Source organism: Streptomyces sp. NPDC057939, assembly GCF_042887545.1.
GTDB lineage: Bacteria > Actinomycetota > Actinomycetes > Streptomycetales > Streptomycetaceae > Streptomyces.
This window is the reverse complement of record NZ_JBHVPG010000071.1, coordinates 17,942-36,165: the sequence shown is the minus strand read 5'-3', so window position 1 is coordinate 36,165 and position 18,224 is coordinate 17,942. Positions and strand designations below refer to the sequence as shown.

The window sequence follows — 18,224 nt, the reverse complement described above, 5'->3', positions numbered from 1 at the left end:
ATCCGCGCGGCGAACACAACGGACGAATCCAACAGACCCGCCGCCATCCCCACCCACTGCGAACCCTGACCCGGGAACACGAACGCCGTCTTCCCACCGATCACCGACCCGCTCACCACACCCGCGGCCATCACACCGGACGCCACCGCACCCACACCCGCGACATGGTCACCCAACACCACCGCCCGATGCTCCAAACCCGCACGCGACGACACCAACGACCAGCCCACATCCACCGGATCCACACCCGACACACCCGGCAGCCAACCCGCCAACCGCTCCGCCTGCGCCCGCAACGCCGCCGCACTCCTACCCGACAACACCCACGGCACCACCGGCAAACCCACACCCGACCCGGCAGCCTCCACCACCCCACCCTCAGGCGCCTGCTCCACGATCACGTGCGCATTCGTCCCACTGAACCCGAACGACGACACACCCGCACGACGCGGGGCATCGGTACGGGGCCAGGCGATGGTTTCGCCGATCAGGGAGACGGCGCCCGCGTTCCAGTCGACGTGCGGGGTGGGCTCGTCGAGGTGGAGGGTCTTCGGCACGATGCCGTGGCGCATCGCCTCGACCATCTTGATGATGCTCGCGACACCCGCGGCGGCCTGCGTGTGGCCGATGTTGGACTTGATGGAGCCGAGCAGCAGCGGTCGGTCGGCGGGGCGGTCCTGGCCGTACGTGGCGAGGAGGGCCTGGGCCTCGATGGGGTCGCCGAGGGTGGTGCCCGTGCCGTGTGCTTCCACCACGTCCACGTCGGCCGCCGCGAGGCGGGCGTTGGTGAGGGCCTGGTGGATGACGCGCTGCTGGGACGGGCCGTTGGGCGCGGTGAGGCCGTTGCTGGCGCCGTCCTGGTTGATGGCGCTGCCGCGGATCACGGCCAGTACGGGGTGTCCGTTGCGTTGTGCGTCGGAGAGCTTCTCGACGAGGAGCATGCCGACGCCCTCGCCCCAGCCGGTGCCGTCGGCGGCGGCCGCGAAGGGCTTGCAGCGGCCGTCGGCGGCGAGGCCGCGCTGGCGGCTGAACTCGGTGAACGTGGCGGGGGTCGCCATGACGGTGACGCCGCCGGCGAGGGCCATGGAGCACTCCCCCGCGCGCAGGGCCTGCACCGCGAGGTGCAGGGTGACCAGGGACGACGAGCAGGCCGTGTCGACGGTGACGGCGGGGCCTTCGAGGCCGAACGTGTAGGACACCCGGCCGGAGGCGATGCTGCCGGAGCTGCCGGTGCCGAGGAAGCCTTCGACGCCCTCGGGGACGGAGTCCAGGCGGGCGGTGTAGTCGTGGTACATCACGCCGGCGAAGACGGCCGTCCGGCTGCCGCGCATCGAGGTCGGGTCGATGCCGGCCCGCTCGAACGCCTCCCAGGAGGTTTCCAGCAGCAGGCGTTGCTGCGGGTCCATCGCGAGGGCCTCGCGCGGGGAGATCCCGAAGGGGGCCGGGTCGAAGCGGGCGGCGTCGTAGAGGAATCCGCCTTCGCTGACGTAGCTGGATCCGGCGCTGTCGGGGTCGGCGTCGTAGAGCGTCTCCACGTCCCAGCCGCGGTCCGCCGGGAAGCCGGAGATCGCGTCACGTCCGTCGGCGACGAGCTGCCACAGGTCCTCGGGGGTGCGGACACCGCCCGGGTAGCGGCAGCTCATCGCGACGATCGCGACGGGCTCCTGGTTCTGTTCCTCGACTTCGCGCAACCGCCTGCGGGCCTGGCGCAGATCGGCGGTCGCCCGCTTGAGGTAGTCGCGAAGCTTGTCCTCGTTCACCATGTGCGTGGGCTCCATGCCAGAGAGGCGGTCGTACGGGTTACGGGTGTGTCCGTGGTGGTCGGGGGTGCCGGGCGGGCACGGGGGGGGTGCCGCGCCCGGCGGTCTCGGGGCCGAATCGGCTCAGGAAGCGCCGAGTTCGTCGTCGAGCAGGTCGAAGAGCTCGTCGTCGGTGGCCGTGTCGAGGTCGTCGTGGGTGTCCTCGTCGGCGGCGGTGCGGCCGGTGTCCTGGCCGGTGTGCCACTTGGCCATGAGGGCCTGGAGGCGCATCGTGATGCGCGATCGGGTGACGCTGTCGGCGTCCGTCGCCTCCGCCGCGCCCAACGCGGCTTCCAGCCTGTCGAGTTCGTCGAACACGGCGGGGCCGTCACCGTCGAGGGCGAGTGCGGTGCGCAGGTGGCCGGCGAGTTGCTCGGGGGTCGGGTGGTCGAAGATGAGCGTGGCCGGGAGACGTAGCCCGGTGGCCGCGCCGAGGCTGTTGCGCAGTTCGACCGCCGTCAGCGAGTCGAAGCCGAGTTCCTTGAACGCGCTGCCCGGCTGGATGGCGGCGGCGCCGCTGTGGCCCAGTACCTGGGCGACGTGGGTGCAGACCGTGTCGAGCAGGACCCGGTCCCGTTCGGCGGGCGGGAGTTGGGCCAGCCGCTGCGCCGTCGATCCGGGTGCGTCCGCGGTCGCGGCGCCGCTCGTCCTGCGGCGTACGGGGGCACGGAGCAGGCCGCGCAGCAGGGGTGCGACGTGGTCGCCGGCCTGGGCCCGGAGGGCGGCCAGGTCGATGCGGGCGGGCACGAGGAGGCTCGTGGTCCGCGGTGCGTCGTCCTCCCGGGGGGCCGTCGAGTCCCGCAGGGCGGCGTCGAAGAGGGCCAGCCCGTCGGCCTGCGACAGGGCGTTCATGTTGCCGCGCCCGAGGCGCTGCCGGTCCTGGTCGTCGAGGGTGGCGGCCATGCCCACCTCGTCGTCCCACAGGCCCCAGGCGAGCGAGAGGCCCGCCAGTCCCTGTGCCCGGCGGTGTTGGGCGAGTGCGTCGAGGAAGGTGTTGCCGGCCGCGTAGTTGGCCTGTCCGGCGTTGCCGAACACGCCGGCCGCGGAGGAGAACAGGACGAACGCGGCCAGGTCGAGTTCCCGGGTCAGTTCGTGCAGGTTCCAGGCGGCGTCGGCCTTGGGTCGCAGGACCTTCGCGACCCGTTCGGGGGTGAGCGAGGTGACCGTGCCGTCGTCGAGGACACCGGCGGTGTGCACGACGGCCGTCAGCGGGTGTGCGTCCGGTACGGAGTCCAGCAGTGCGGCCAGGGCGTTCCGGTCGGCCGTGTCGCAGGCCGCCCAGGTGACCCGGGCGCCCGCCGAGGTGAGTGCGTCGGTGAGTTCGCCCGCGCCGGCCGCGGAGCCGCCCCGGCGGCTGGTCAGCAGCAGGTGACGTACGCCGTGCTCGGCCACGAGGTGCCGGGCGAGGAGGCCGCCGAGGGTGCCGGTGGCGCCGGTGATCAGGACCGTTCCGTCGGGGTTCGGGCCGCGACCGGTGGGGTCGGCGTCGGGTTGCGGGGGCTCGGGCGGGGAGGTGGGCGCGGTGAGGGTGGCGCGGGCCAGGCGCGGCGCGTGCACGACACCGTCCCGCAGGGCGAGTTGGGTCTCGTCGGTTGCGAGCGCCGCGGGCAGGGCCGCGTGGGAGGCGTCCTCCTCGTCGAGGTCGATCAGGACGAACCGGTCGGGGTGCTCGGCCTGGGCGGAGCGCACCAGGCCCCACACGGCTGCTTGCGGGAGGTCCGTCACGTCCCCATCGGGATCCGTGGCGACGGCGCCGCGGGTGACGACGGCGAGCCGGGATCCGGCGAACCGGTCGTCGGCCAGCCAGCCCTGGACGAGTGCCAGGGCGTGACAGGTCGCGGCACGGGCGGCGGTGGCCGGGTCCGTCGGCGCGAGGTCGGCGGCCGGGGTGACGAGGACCGTCTCCGGTAGCTCCTCCCCCAGGGCGTCGGCGAGGTCGAAGGCTTCGCCGAGGGCGCTCAGGTCGGTGTGGGTCGCCCCGGCCGGGTCTTCGAGGACTCCGGCCCGTTCCAGGGCCGCGCCCACCTTGAGCGGGTCCGCGCCGAGCAGCGCCCATCGGCCGCCGGCCGGTGTCGCCGTCGCGGTGACCGGCGGGGCGGTGAGCGACAGCGCGGGCCAGTCGATCCGGAACAGTGCGTCCCGTACGGGTCCGGTGGCGATGCCGTCGGTGGTGAGGGGGCGCAGGACGAGCGAGTCGACGTCCAGGACGGGCTGCCCCGTGCCGTCCCACAGGGTCAGTGCGACGGCGTCCCGGCCGGCGGGTGCCATCCGTACGCGCAGGGTGGAGGCGCCGGCCGCGTACAGCCGTACGCCGTCCCAGGAGAAGGGGAGCCGGGCGCCCTGCGGGCCCTCGGGGAAGAACTCCCCGAGTCCGACGGCGTGCAGGGCCGCGTCGAGGAGCGCCGGGTGGAGGCCGTACGGGGCGGCTTCCGGGAGGCGGTCCGCGGCGAGGGCGACCTCGGCGTACACGTCGTCGCCGAGCCGGTACGCGCGGTGCAGGTTGCGGAAGGCCGGCCCGTAGCCGAGCCCGATGGCGTCGAAGCCCTCGTACAGTCCGTCCACCGGGTGGTCGACGGCTCCGGCCGGCGGCCACTCCTCCAGCGGCTCGGTGTCGGTGTCGGGCGTCCCGGGGGCGAGGACGCCGTCGGCGTGGCGGGTCCACGGTTCGTCGGGGGCGGCCTGTTCGGGGCGCGAGTACACCTGGAGGGCGCGGCGTCCGTGGGTGTCGGGCGCGGCCACGGCGAGCCGCAGTTGTGTTCCGCCCGTCTCGGGCAGGACCAGGGGCGCTTCGAGGATGAGGTCGTCGAGGCGGCCGCAGCCGGCGTGGTCGCCCGCGCGGACGGCCAGTTCCACCAGCGCGGCGCCCGGCAGCAGGACGGTTCCCGCGACGCGGTGGTCGGCCAGCCAGGGGTGGGTGCGCAGCGAGAGCCGCCCGGCGAAGAGGAACCCCTCCGAGTCCGGGAGGTCGACCGCGGCCCCGAGGAGCGGGTGGGCGGTCGCGCCGAGCCCGGCGGAGGCGACGTCGCCCGCGAGGGCCTGGGCGGGTGCCTCCAGCCAGTACCGCTGCCGTTGGAAGGCGTAGGTGGGCAGGTCGACGCGGTGGGCGCCGGTGCCGGAGTAGTACGTCTCCCAGTCGACGGCGGTGCCCCGCAGGTGTGTGCGGGCGAGGGCCGTGGCGAGGGTGGTCTCCTCGGGCCGGCCGGCGCGCAGGACGGGCACGAGGGCGGCGTCCGCGGTGTCGGTGAGGCAGTCCTGGGCGAGGGCGGAGAGGGTCCCGTCGGGGCCGAGTTCGAGGTAGGTGGTCACCCCGGCGGCTTCCAGGGCCCGGACGCCGTCGAGGAAGCGGACCGTCTCGCGGACGTGCCGGACCCAGAAGTCCGCCGTACCCATCTCGCCGTCGGTGATCAGGGCGCCGGTCAGGTTGGAGACGACGGGGATGCGCGGGGCGCCGTACGTCAGTCCTTCCGCCACCCGGCGGAAGTCGTCGAGCATGCCGTCCATGTGCGGGGAGTGGAAGGCGTGGCTGACGGTGAGGCGCTTGGCCTTCCGGTCGGGGAACGCGGCGGCGACGGCCGAGGCGGCGTCGTCGTCACCGGCGATCACGACCGACCGAGGCCCGTTGACCGCGGCGATGCTCACCCGTTCGGTCAGCAGCGGCCGGACCTCGTCCTCCGAGGCCTGGACGGCGATCATCACGCCGCCGGTCGGCAGTGCCTGCATCAACCGGGCTCGGGCGAAGACCAGTTCGCACGCGTCGGTGAGGCCGAGCACCCCGGCGACGTGGGCGGCGGCGATCTCACCGATGGAATGCCCGGCCAGGAAGTCCGGTGTCACACCCAAGGATTCGAGGAGCCGGAACAGGGCCACCTCGACGGCGAACAGCGCCGGCTGCGTGAACCTCGTTTCGTCCAGCAGGGTCGCGTCCGTCCCGAAGAGGACGTCGCGCAGGGGTGCTCCGAGGTCGAGCCGCTCCCCCACCTCGTCCAGCGCCGCGGCGAACACCGGGAAGGAGTCGTACAGTTCGCGGCCCATGCCGAGGCGCTGGCTGCCCTGTCCGGTGAACAGGAAGGCGAGCTTCCCGGCCGTCGGCGAGTCCTCCAGGACACGGGCGGACCGGTCACCCTCGGCGAGCGCGGCGAGACCCGTCAGGAACCCGTCGAGGTCCTCGGCGACGACGGCGGCCCGCCGGTCGAGGCCGGTCCTGCTCGTGGCCAGGGCGTAGCCGATGTCGATCGGGGACGGGTCGGGGCGTGCGGCCAGGTGCGCGATCAGGCGCGCGGCCTGGTCGCGCAGGGCCACGGCGTCCTTCGCCGAGAGGATCCACGGCAGGCTGCCCGGCGTCCGGACGGGTACGGGCGGCGCTGTGCTTCCGGCCGGTTCGGGTGCCTGTTCGATGATGGCGTGGGCGTTGGTGCCGCTGAAGCCGAAGGAGGACACCGCGGCGCGGCGCGGCCGTCCGGTCTCCGGCCAGTCCGTTGCCGACTCCAGGAGCGTGACGGCGCCGGCCGCCCAGTCGACGTGCGGGGTCGGCTCGTCGACGTGCAGGGTCCTGGGGAGGATCCCGTGCCGCATCGCCATGACCATCTTGATGATGCCCGCGACGCCGGCTGCTGCCTGGGTGTGGCCCATGTTGGACTTGATGGAGCCGAGGAGCAGCGGCCGGTCCCCGGTGCGGTCCTGCCCGTAGGTGGCGAGGAGGGCCTGGGCCTCGATCGGGTCACCGAGGGTCGTGCCCGTGCCGTGCGCTTCGACGGCGTCGACCTCGGCGGCCGACAGGCCCGCGTTGGCCAGCGCCTGGCGGATGACGCGCTGCTGGGACGGACCGTTGGGCGCGGTGAGCCCGTTGGAGGCACCGTCCTGGTTGATGGCCGTACCCCGGACCACGGCCAGCACCGGGTGACCGTTCCTGCGGGCGTCCGACAGCCGCTCCACCAGCAGGACGCCGGCGCCTTCGGCCCAGCCCGTGCCGTCGGCGTCGGCGGAGAAGGCCTTGCAGCGGCCGTCGGCCGCGAGGCCCCGCTGCCGGCTGAACTCCACGAAGGCGGCGGGGGTCGCCATGACGGTCACGCCGCCCGCGAGGGCCAGGGAGCACTCTCCGCTCCGCAGGGCCTGCACCGCGAGGTGCAGGGCCACCAGGGAGGACGAGCAGGCCGTGTCGACGGTGACGGCCGGCCCTTCCAGGCCGAAGGTGTACGACAGTCGGCCGGAGATGACGCTGCCCGCGTTGCCCGTGCCGAGGAAGCCCTCGACGCCCTCGGGCAGTGCCGAGAGCCTGGAGGCGTAGTCCTGGTACATGACACCGGCGAAGACGCCGGTGCGGCTGCCGCGCAGGGACCGCGGGTCGATGCCGGCCCGCTCGAACGCCTCCCAGGAGGTCTCCAACAGCAGCCGCTGCTGCGGGTCCATCGCGACGGCCTCGCGCGGCGAGATCCCGAAGAATCCGGGGTCGAAGGCGGAGGCCTCGGAGAGGAAGCCGCCCTCCCGGGCGTAGCTCGTGCCCTCCCGGCCGGGGTCGGCGTCGAAGAGGCCTTCGACGTCCCAGCCCCGGTCCTCGGGGAACCCGGAGACGACGTCCCGACCGTCGAGGACGAGCCGCCACAGGTCCTCGGGCGACTGCACGTCCCCGGGGTAGCGGCAGCCCAGTCCGACGATCGCGATGGGCTCGTCGTCCCGGACGGTGACGGCGACCGCCGCCTGCGGCCGCGAGGGCGCCGCTCCGAGCAGCTCGGTCCGCAGGTGGTCGGCCAGGACCGTCGAGGTCGGGTAGTCGAAGACGAGGGTGGCCGGCAGCCTCAGGCCGGTGGCCGAGCCGAGCAGGTTGCGGAGTTCGACGGCGGTCAGCGAGTCGAAGCCCAGTTCACGGAAGGACCGGTCGGCCTCGACCGCCTCGGGCCCGGCGTGACCGAGCACGGCAGCGACCTGAGTGCGCACCAACTCCAGTACGAATGCTGCCTGTTCGGTGCCGGAAAGGCCGACGAGCGCTGTGGCCGGGGTGCCGACATCGGCGGCACCGGCGGCCCGGCGGGTGGGCGTGCGGACGAGGCCTGTGAGCAGCGGCGGGAGCATCCCGGTGCCCGCCTGGGCACGGAGTGCCGCCAGGTCCAGCTTGAGCGGCACGAGCAGCGGCTGTCGGGAGGCATAGGCGGTGTCGAAGAGGGCCACGCCCTCCTCGGCGGTCAGCGCGTTCACGCCGCCCCGGCCGAGCCGGGAGACGTCCTCGGCATCCAAGGTGTCCCCCATGCCACCGGTCTCGACCCACAGACCCCACGCGAGCGAGGTACCCGCGAGCCCTTGGGCATTGCGGTAGGCGGCAAGGGCGTCCAGGAAGGTATTGGCCGCCGCGTAGTTGGCCTGCCCCGCACCACCGAACACACCGGCGGCGGACGAGAACAACACAAAGGTGGAGAGGTCCAGCCCTGCCGTCAGCTCGTGGAGGTTCCACGCGGCGTCGACCTTGGGACGCAGCACCGCCGAGAGGCGGTCCCCGGTCAGGGAACCGATGACACCATCGTCCAGAACACCGGCCGTGTGCACCACACCCGTCAGCGGGTGCTCCGCCGGGACCGACGCCAAAACGGCCGCCAGCGCGACACGATCGGCGACATCACACGCCGCCCACGACACCTCGGCACCCAAGCCGGTCAGCTCCGCCGACAACTCGGAAGCCCCACCCGCGGCCTCACCACGACGGCTCACCAACAGCAGGTGCCTTACGCCATGCTCGGTCACCAGGTGACGGGCGAACAGCCCACCCAACGAACCACTCGCACCCGTCACCAGGACAGTGCCCGCAGGATCCCACCCGACGGCCGCGTCCCCGGCGGCCGACGCACGCGCCAGCCTCGGCACCAGCACCGAGCCGTCGCGCACCGCGACCTCGGACTCGCCCGAGGCCAAGGCCGTCATGAGCGCCTGCTCGGGCAGGGTCGTGTCGTCGGCTGTCAGGTCGACCAGTGCGAAACGTCCGGGGTGTTCGGTGGCGGCCGACCGGATGAGGCCCGTGAGGGCGGCGCCCGCGAGATCGGGGACGGTCCCGGCCGTCGGACCGGGCACCGGTACGGCGTCACGGGTGACGAAGACCAGGCGTGAGGACGCGAACCGTTCCTCGGTGAGCCAGGACCGGACGAGGGCCAGCCCTTCGGCCGTCCGCGCGTGGACCGCTTCGGGGAGCACGACGTCGGCGGCGGTCGGGGCCGTGCTGACGAGGACCAGCTCCGGTACGTCGCCCTCCGCGGCCGCCAGGGCGCTCGCGTCGGCGTACTCGATGCAGTCCAGGCCGGGTATCGGCCCACCCACGACGGCCCGTGCGACGGCCTGCGTGACGGCCGTGCCGGATACCGGGAGCCCGTCCGCGGGGAGCGGCGTCCACTCGACGTGGAAGAGGGAGTCCGGGCGGCGGTCGCGGGTTGCGGCGCCGATCCGGTCGGGTGTGAGCGTTCGAAGGGCCAGTGAGTCCACCGAGGCGACGGGTCGCCCGGCGGGGTCGGCCAGTTCGAGGGAGACCGTGTCCCGCCCGGCGGAGGCCAGGCGGACGCGGGCCGCTGCGGCGCCGGCCGCGTGCAGTCGTACGCCGCTCCACGCGAAGGGCAGGCGGGCGCCTTGCGCCCCGTCGGCGTCGGCGCCGGTGGTGAGGGAGGCGTCGAGTGCGAGGGCGTGCAGGGCGGAGTCGAGCAGTGCGGGGTGCAGTCCGAACGCGTCGGCGTCCCCCTGCGCATCCGGGGCGAGGGCGAGTTCGGCGAAGAGTTCGCCGTCGCTTCGCCAGGCCGACCGCAGGGCGCGGAACAGGGGACCGTAGGCGAGTCCGGCGGCGTCGAGCAGGTCGTACGCCTCGTCGACCGGGACGGGGGTCGCGCCGGCCGGGGGCCAGACGGCGAGGTCGACGCCGGCGGCGCGGACCTCCTCCGCGAGGAGTCCGGCGGCGTGTCGCAGCCACGGCTCGTCGTCGGCGCCGGCGGGGCGGGAGTACACGGCGACCGGGCGGCGGCCCGCCGGGTCGGGTGCCCCCACGGTGACCTGTACCTCGACGGCGTCGCCGGTGTCCGACAGGACCAGCGGTGCCTGGAGGGTCAGTTCGTCGAGGGCGGGGGCCCCGGCCCGGTCGCCGGCGTGCAGGGCCAGTTCGACGAGTGCCGTGCCCGGGAGCAGTACGGAGCCCATGACGGCGTGGTCGGCGAGCCAGGGGTGGGTGCGCAGCGAGAGCCGGCCGGTGAGGACGTGCCCGTCGGCGTCGGCGAGGGAGACGGCCGCGCCCAGCAGGGGGTGGCCGGCGGCTGCGAGGCCGAGTCCGGTGGCGTCGCCGGGCAGCGGGGTGCCGGTCTCCGGCCAGAAGCGTTCCCGTTGGAAGGGGTAGGTGGGCAGGTCGACGCGCTTGGCGCCGGCTGCGGCGAAGTGGGCGGTCCAGTCGATCGTGACGCCGCGGGCGTGTGCCCGGGCGAGCGCGGAGGTGATGGTCTCCGGTTCGGGGCGGTCGGCGCGCAGCGTCGCGGTGAAGGCGGCCGCGGTCGGGTCGGTGACGCAGTCCTGGGCTAGGGCGGACAGGGTTCCGTCGGGGCCGAGTTCGATGTACGTCGTGACGCCGGCGGCTTCGAGGGCGCGGACGCCGTCGAGGAAGCGGACCGTGTCGCGGACGTGACGGACCCAGAAGTCGGCCGAGCCCATTTCGTCGGTGACGGGGGCGCCGGTGAGCTGGGAGACGACGGGGATGCGGGGGGCGCCGTACGCGAGTCGTTCCGCGACCTCGCGGAAGGCGTCGAGCATGCCGTCCATGTGGGCCGAGTGGAAGGCGTGGCTGACGGTGAGGCGCTTGGTCCTGCGGTCGGGGAAGGACGCGGCGACGGCGGTGGCCGCGTCCTCGTCGCCGGCGATCACGACGGCTCGGGGGCCGTTGACGGCGGCGATGTTCACCCGGTCGGTCAGGAGCGGGAGGACTTCCTCCTCCGAGGCCTCGATGGCGATCATGGCGCCGCCGACCGGCAGTGCCTGCATCAACCGGCCTCGTGCTGCGACGAGTTCGCATGCGTCGTCCAGGGTGAGGACGCCCGCGACGTGCGCGGCGGTGATTTCGCCGATGGAGTGCCCGGTCACGAAGTCGGGGCGCAGGCCCCAGGACTCGTAGAGCCGGAACAGGGCCACCTCGACGGCGAACAGGGCGGGCTGGGCGTACTCCGTGCGGTTCAGCGGTACGGGGTCGGTGCCGAACAGCACTTCCCTCAGCGGGGGTTCGAGGGGGATGCGGTCGCACACGGCGTCGAGGGCCGCAGCGAACACCGGTTGGGTCGCGTACAGTTCGCGGCCCGCTCCGGGGCGTTGGCTGCCCTGTCCGGTGAACAGGAACGCGGTGCGGCCGGTCCTGCCGGCCGTGTCCCGGGTCAGTCCGGGGGCGGTGCGGCCGGCGGCGAGCGCGTCGAGGGCGGTGACGGCCGTGGCGCGGTCCGGGGTCACGATCACCGCGCGGTGGTCGAAGGTGGCGCGGGTCGTGGCCAGGGAGTGGGCGAGGTCGGCGAGTTCGAGGTCGGGGTGGGCGTCCAGGTGGGCGCTCAGGGCGCGGGCCCGGTCGGCGAGGGCTTGTCCCGTGCGGCCGGACAGCGGGAGCGGGAACACGCCGGGGCGCGTCCCGGTGTCCGTCGCGACTCCGGTACCGGTGGGGGCGTCCGTCGCGGTGTCGGAGTCGGCGGGGGCCTGTTCGATGATGGTGTGGGCGTTGGTGCCGCTGATGCCGAACGAGGAGACGCCGGCTCGGCGCGGGCGGCCGGTCTCCGGCCACGGTACCGATTCCGTCAGCAGGGTGACGGCGCCCGCCGACCAGTCCACGTGCGGTGACGGCTGCTCCGCGTGCAGGGTCCGGGGCAGCACTCCGTGCCGCATCGCCATGACCATCTTGATGACGCCCGCCACACCGGCGGCGGCCTGGGTGTGGCCGAGGTTGGACTTGATCGAGCCGAGCAGCAGCGGCCGGCCCTCGGGCCGGTCCTGGCCGTACGTGGCCAGCAGCGCCTGTGCCTCGATCGGGTCACCGAGGGTCGTGCCGGTGCCGTGCGCCTCGACGGCGTCCACGTCGGCGGCCGACAGACCGGCGCCGGCGAGCGCCGCACGGATCACGCGCTGCTGCGAAGGACCGTTCGGAGCGGTCAGGCCGTTGCTCGCACCGTCCTGGTTGACGGCCGAACCACGCACCACCGCCAACACCGGGTGCCCGTTGCGACGCGCGTCCGACAGCCGCTCCACGAGCAGCATGCCGACACCCTCACCCCAACCCGTACCGTCCGCACCCGCCGCGAAGGCGCGGCAGCGGCCGTCCGCGGACAGGCCGCGCTGCCGGCTGAAGCCGACGAACGTGCCCGGGGTGGCCATGACGGTGACACCGCCGGCGAGGGCCAGGTCGCATTCGCCGGTGCGCAGGGACTGGATGGCCATGTGCAGGGCGATGAGCGAGGACGAGCAGGCGGTGTCGATGGTGACGGCGGGACCTTCGAGGCCGAAGGTGTAGGAGACGCGTCCCGAGGCGATGCTGCCGGTGCTGCCCGAACCCAGCGAGCCGTCCGCGCCGTCGGCCGAACCCTCCAGCAGGGCGGCGTAGTCGTGGTACATGACACCGGCGAAGACGCCGGTCCGGCTGCCGCGCACGGTGGCGGGGTCGATGTCGGCCCGTTCGAAGGCCTCCCAGGTGGTCTCCAGCAGCAGCCGCTGCTGGGGGTCGGTGCCGACCGCCTCGCGCGGGCTGATCCCGAAGAACGCCGGGTCGAACGCGGCGGCGTCGTGCAGGAATCCGCCGTGCCGGGTGTACGAAGTACCGGGGTGGTCGGGGTCGGGGTGGTAGAGGGACTCGACGTCCCATCCCCGGTCGGCCGGGAAGCCGGTGATGGCGTCGCCGCCGCTCTCCAGCAGCCGCCACAGTTCCTCGGGCGTGGTGACGCCGCCGGGGTAGCGGCAGCTCATCGCCACGATGGCGATCGGGTCGTCGTCGGCGCCGCCGGTGACGCCTGCGGCGGGTGCGGCGGCCGGGTCGCGGGTCCGGTCGGGGCCCCCGCCGAGTTCGGCGGAGAGGTGGCGGGCCAGGGCGAGCGGGGTCGGGTGGTCGAAGACGAGGGTGGCGGGGAGTCGGTGGCCGACGGCCGCACCGAGCCGGTTGCGGAGTTCGACCGCGGTGAGGGAGTCGAAGCCCAGGTCGTTGAAGGCGTGTTCGGCTTCGATGGCGTCCGCGCCGCCGTGGCCGAGCACGTCGGCGACGTGGCCGCGGACCAGGTCGAGGAGCAGCCGTTCCCGCCCGGGCCCGTCGAGGCCGAGGAGGCTGCGTTCCAACCCGGACGGCTCCGCCCCGGTCCGGGCGGGGCCGGCGGCGGCCGTGCGGCGTACCGGGGTGCGGACGAGGCCGCGCAGCAACGGGGCCACGCCCGCCCCGGCGGCGGGCGGGGTCAGCCGCATCGGGACGAGGAGCGCGTGGTCCACACCTGCGGTACCGGCGGGGGCGTCCGCGCCGAGGGCGTCGGCGAGGTCGAGGAGGGCGAGGCCGTCGGAGGCGGTGAGCCCCTGCACTCCCCCGCGCTTCATGCGTTCCAGGTCGGCGCGGTCCAGGGCACCGCCCATGCCGTCGGTGTCCTCCCACAGGCCCCAGGCGAGGGAGACGGCCGGGAGCCCCAGGGCACGGCGGTGCTGGGCGAGGGCGTCGAGGAAGGAGTTCGCGGCGGCGTAGTTGCCCTGGCCGGGCGCGCCGAACACGCCGGCGGCCGAGGAGAAGAGCACGAACGCGGACAGGTCGAGGTCGCGGGTCAGTTCGTGGAGGTGGAGGGCCGCGTCGGCCTTGGGCCGCAGGACGGTGTCGAGGCGTTCGGGGGTCAGCGACTCGATCACGCCGTCGTCCAGGACCCCGGCGGTGTGGACGACCGCGCGCAGCGGGTGGGCGTCCGGGACGGCCGCGAGGGTGGCGGCGAGCGCGTCCCGGTCGGCGGCGTCGCACGCCGCCCAGGTCACGTCGGCGCCCAGTTCGGTGAGCTCGCGCGTCAGCTCCGCCGCGCCGGGCGCGGTGTCCCCGCGGCGGCTCAGCAGGAGCAGGTGCCGGGCGCCGCGCGCGGCGACGAGGTGCCGGGCGACGAGCCGCCCGAGGGTGCCGGTGGCTCCGGTGACGAGGACGGTGCCCTCGCTGTCGTGGGCGGGTGCCCCGGCCGGGTTTCCGGCGCCGGCGGGGACCCGGGCCAGGCGGGGTGCGTACGCGACGCCCTCGCGCAGGGCGACCTCCGGCTCCGGGCAGGCGAGGACGGCGTTCAGGAGGCTGCCGAAGTCGGTGCCGGTATCGGTACCGGCGTCGGCTTCGGCTTCGGTCACCGGGGCGGTGCCCGGGTCGGTGACCGCATCGGTGTCGACGAGGACGAAGCGGCCCGGGTGCTCGGACTGCGCGGAGCGCACGAGACCGCGGACGGTGGCGGAGACGGGGTCGGGTGCGCGGTCTGCGGCGCGGACGGTGACCGCGTCCCGGGTCAGGAGGACGAGCCGGCTGTCGGCCGACCGGTCGTCGGCGAGCCAGCGCCGCAGCAGGCCGAGCGTGTCGTGCGCGGCCGTGCGGACGGCGTCCGGGGTGAGTTCCCGATCGGCGGGGAGGCGTACGAGGACCGTGGCCGGCGCGGGCCCGTCGGAGTCGAGGAGCGTGGCCGGCTCCCCGGCGACGGACGACAGGTCGAGCACCGGAGGCAACGCGTCCGCCGGTCCGGCGTCGGCCGTGGCGGGCAGGGTCAGCGGCGTCCACGCCACGCGGAACAGGTGGTCGTGGGGGCTTCCCGCCCCGGGGGTCCGTTGGGCGTCCGGGACGGTGCGCAGGGTGAGCGAGGCGATGTCGGCGACGGGCTGTCCGGCTCCGTCGGCGAGGGCCAGCGCCACCGTGTCCGGTCCGGTCGAGGACAGTCGTACGCGCAGCGTGGAGGCGCCCACCGCGTGCAGGGCCACCCCGTTCCAGGAGAACGGCAGTCGGCCGCGGCCGGTGTCCTCGACGAGACCGGCGAGGCCGATGGTGTGCAGGGCGGCGTCGAGGAGCGCGGGGTGCAGTCCGAACAGGGCCGATTCGGCTTGCTGTTCGTCCGTCGCCTCGATCTCGACGTACGTCGCCCCGTCGCCGGTCCAGGCCGCGCGGACGCCTCGGAACGCGGGCCCGTAGTGGAGTCCGGCCTCGGCGAGCCCGGGGTACAGCTCGTCGACGGACAGGGGTGTGGCGTCGGCCGGCGGCCAGGCGTCGGGGGCGAAGGACGGCTGCGGGGCGCCGACGGCGAGGACGCCGTCCGCGTGCCGGGTCCAGGGCTGCCCGACGGCTTCTGATTCGGATCCGGGGGCGTCGGTCCCGGGCTCGGGTCGGGAGTGCACGCCGAGGGGGCGTCGGCCGGTGGCGTCGGGCGCTCCCACCCAGAGCTGCAATTGGACGCCGCCGCTCGGGGGCAGGACGAGCGGGGCGTGGAGGGTGAGTTCCTCCAGGAGGTCGCAGCCGACCTGGTCGCCGGCGCGGATGGCCAGCTCGACGAACGCGCTGCCGGGGAGCACGACGGAGCCGGTGACGGCGTGGTCAGCGAGCCAGGGGTGGGTGTCCAACGAGAGCCGGCCGGTGTGGAGGAACCCGTCGAGGTCGGCGAGGGCCACGGCCGCGCCGAGCAGCGGGTGGCCGGCGGCTCCCAGACCGGCCGCGGAGACGTCGCCCGGGGGGCGGCCCGCGTCGAGCCAGTAGGGCTCGCGTTGGAAGGCGTAGGTGGGCAGGTCGACGCGCTCGAAGCCGGTGCCGGCGTAGTACGCGTCCCAGTCGACGGTCACGCCTCGGACGTGGAGCCGGGCGAGGGCCCGGGTCAGGGTGTCGTTCTCGGGGCGGCCGGTGCGGAGCAGCGGCACGAGGGCGGCGGTGCCGGTGTCGTCGGGCAGGCAGTCCGCGGCGAGGGCCGAGAGGACGGCGTCCGGGCCGACTTCCAGGAAGTGCACGACGTTGCGGGCCGCGAGGGTCCGGACGCCGTCGAGGAAGCGGACGGCCTCGCGGACGTGCCGGACCCAGAAGTCCGCCGAACCCATCTCACCACCGGTGACCAGGGCACCGGTCAGGTTCGAGACGATCGGAATGCCGGGTGCGGCGAAGGACAGCCCCTCCACCACCCGGCGGAACTCGTCCAGCATGGCGTCCATGTGCGACGAGTGGAACGCGTGACTGACCGCGAGCCGCTTGGACTTGCGGTCGGTGAACGACTCGGCGACCGCCGTCGCCGCGTCCTCGTCGCCCGCGATCACCACCGACTGCGGACCATTGACGGCCGCGATGCTCACCCGGTCGGTCAGCAGCGGAAGAACCTCCGCCTCCGACGCCTGCACCGCGATCATCACACCACCGGCCGGAAGCGCCTGCATCAACCGACCACGTGCCGCGATCAGCGTGCAGGCATCCTCCAACGAGAACACCCCGGCCACATGCGCCGCGGCGATCTCACCGACGGAATGCCCGGACAGGAAGTCCGGCCGCACACCCCACGATTCGAGCAGCCGGAACAACGCCACCTCGACCGCGAACAACGCCGGCTGGGCGTACTCCGTACGATCGAGCAGCACCGCATCCTCGCCGAACAGCACTTCCCTCAGAGGCAGTTCGAGATCGAGGCGCTCGCACACCGCATCCAACGCGGCGGCGAACACCGGGTACGTCTCGTACAGTTCACGGCCCATACCGAGCCGCTGACTGCCCTGACCGGTGAACAGGAACGCCAGCTTGCCGGCGACCGGGCGGCCGCGGGTGACTCCCGGGGCGGAGGTGTCGGGTGTCGGGGCGGTGAGGGATTCCAGCGCGCGGACGAGTCCGGGCGCGTCGGCGGCCGTGAGAACGGCGCGGTGTTCGAAGTCGGTGCGTCCGCTCGCGAGCGAGCGGGCGATGTCCCCGGCGCCCGGTCCGGGGTGCGCGGTCAGGTGGGCGTGCAGTTTCTCGGCCTGGGCGCGCAGTGCGGCCGGTGACTTGGCCGACAGGTTCCACAGGGCCGGTACGGGGGCGGTGGCCGGTGCGGCGGGTTCGTCGACGGCCTCCGGGGCCGGTGCCTGCTCGATGATGGTGTGCGCGTTGGTGCCGCTGATGCCGAACGAGGACACGCCCGCGCGGCGGGGTGCGCCGGTCTCCGGCCACCGTCGGGTTTCGGTGAGCAGCCGGACGGCGCCCTCCGACCAGTCGACGTTGGGTGTGGGCTCGTCCACGTGGAGGGTCGCGGGCAGGACGCCGTGGCGCATCGCCATGACCATCTTGATGATCCCGGCGACGCCGGCGGCGGCCTGGGTGTGCCCGATGTTGGACTTGATGGAACCCAGCAGCAGCGGCCGGTCCTCCGGGCGGTCCTGGCCGTAGGTGGCCAGCAGGGCCTGGGCTTCGATGGGGTCGCCGAGGGTGGTGCCGGTGCCGTGGGCCTCCACGGCGTCGATCTGGGTGGGCGAGAGGCGGGCGCCGGCCAGGGCTTCGCGGATGACGCGCTGCTGGGACGGGCCGTTGGGGGCGGTCAGGCCGCTGGAGGCGCCGTCCTGGTTGACGGCGGTGCCGCGGACGACGGCGAGGACGGGGTGACCGTTGCGGCGGGCGTCGGAGAGGCGTTCCAGGACGAGCATGCCGGCGCCCTCGCCCCAGCCGGTGCCGTCGGCGGCGGCCGCGAAGGACTTGCAGCGGCCGTCGCCCGCGAGGCCGCGGTGGCGACTGAACTCGGTGAAGGTGCCGGGTGTCGACATGACGGTGACCCCGCCGGCGAGGGCCAGGGTGCATTCGCCGCCGCGCAGGGCCTGGACGGCGAGGTGGACGGCGACGAGGGAGGACGAGCAGGCCGTGTCGATGGTGACGGCCGGGCCCTCCAGGCCGAGGGTGTAGGCGATGCGGCCGGAGGCGATGCTGCCGGAGCTGCCGTTGCCGAGGAAGCCCTCGATCTCCTCGGGGACGCTGAACAGGCGGGCCGCGTAGTCGTGGTACATGAGGCCCGCGAAGACGCCCGTGCGGCTGCCGCGCAGGGCGGTCGGGTCGATGCCGGCGCGTTCGAAGGCCTCCCAGGAGGTTTCCAGGAGGAGCCGCTGTTGCGGGTCCATGGCGATGGCCTCGCGCGGGGAGATCCCGAAGAACGCCGGGTCGAAGTGGTGGGCGTCGTGGAGGAACCCGCCGACCTGCTCGTACGCCTCGATGCCGCTGTCCGGGTCGGGGTCGAAGAGGACCTCGGCGGGCCAGCCGCGGTCGGCGGGGTAGGGGGTGACGGCGTCCCCGCCGCGTGCGACGAGGTCCCACAGGGCTTCGGGGGTGTCGATGCCGCCGGGGTAGCGGCAGCTCATGGCCACGACCGCGATCGGCTCCTGGTCCCGCTCCTCGACCTCGCGCAGCCGTCGCCGGGCCTCGCGGAGATCGGCCGTCGCCCGCTTGAGGTAATCGAGGTACTTCTCCTCGTTCACCATTCTTTACGCCAT

The 18,224-nt window shown here is 74.1% G+C and carries 2 protein-coding genes; both read right to left on the bottom strand.

Annotated features, from left to right (window positions below; translation table 11 throughout):
• Nucleotides 1-1,760, bottom strand: a 1,760-nt coding sequence (locus tag ACFVS6_RS39465; protein WP_389711364.1) for a type I polyketide synthase, incomplete at its 3' end; no start/stop codon positions are given.
• A gap of 123 nt (nt 1,761-1,883) precedes the next feature.
• Nucleotides 1,884-18,212 carry a type I polyketide synthase gene (locus ACFVS6_RS39460; RefSeq protein ID WP_389711362.1) on the bottom strand — a complete coding sequence of 5,443 codons (16,329 nt, stop codon included), beginning with the start codon at nt 18,210-18,212 and terminating at the stop codon, nt 1,884-1,886.
• Nucleotides 18,213-18,224 lie beyond the last annotated feature (12 nt).

Bases quoted from the DNA above. Each gene is read 5' to 3' on its own strand.
- ACFVS6_RS39460 (WP_389711362.1), bottom strand. From the start codon at position 18,212: ATGGTGAACGAGGAGAAGTACCTCGATTACCTCAAGCGGGCGACGGCC.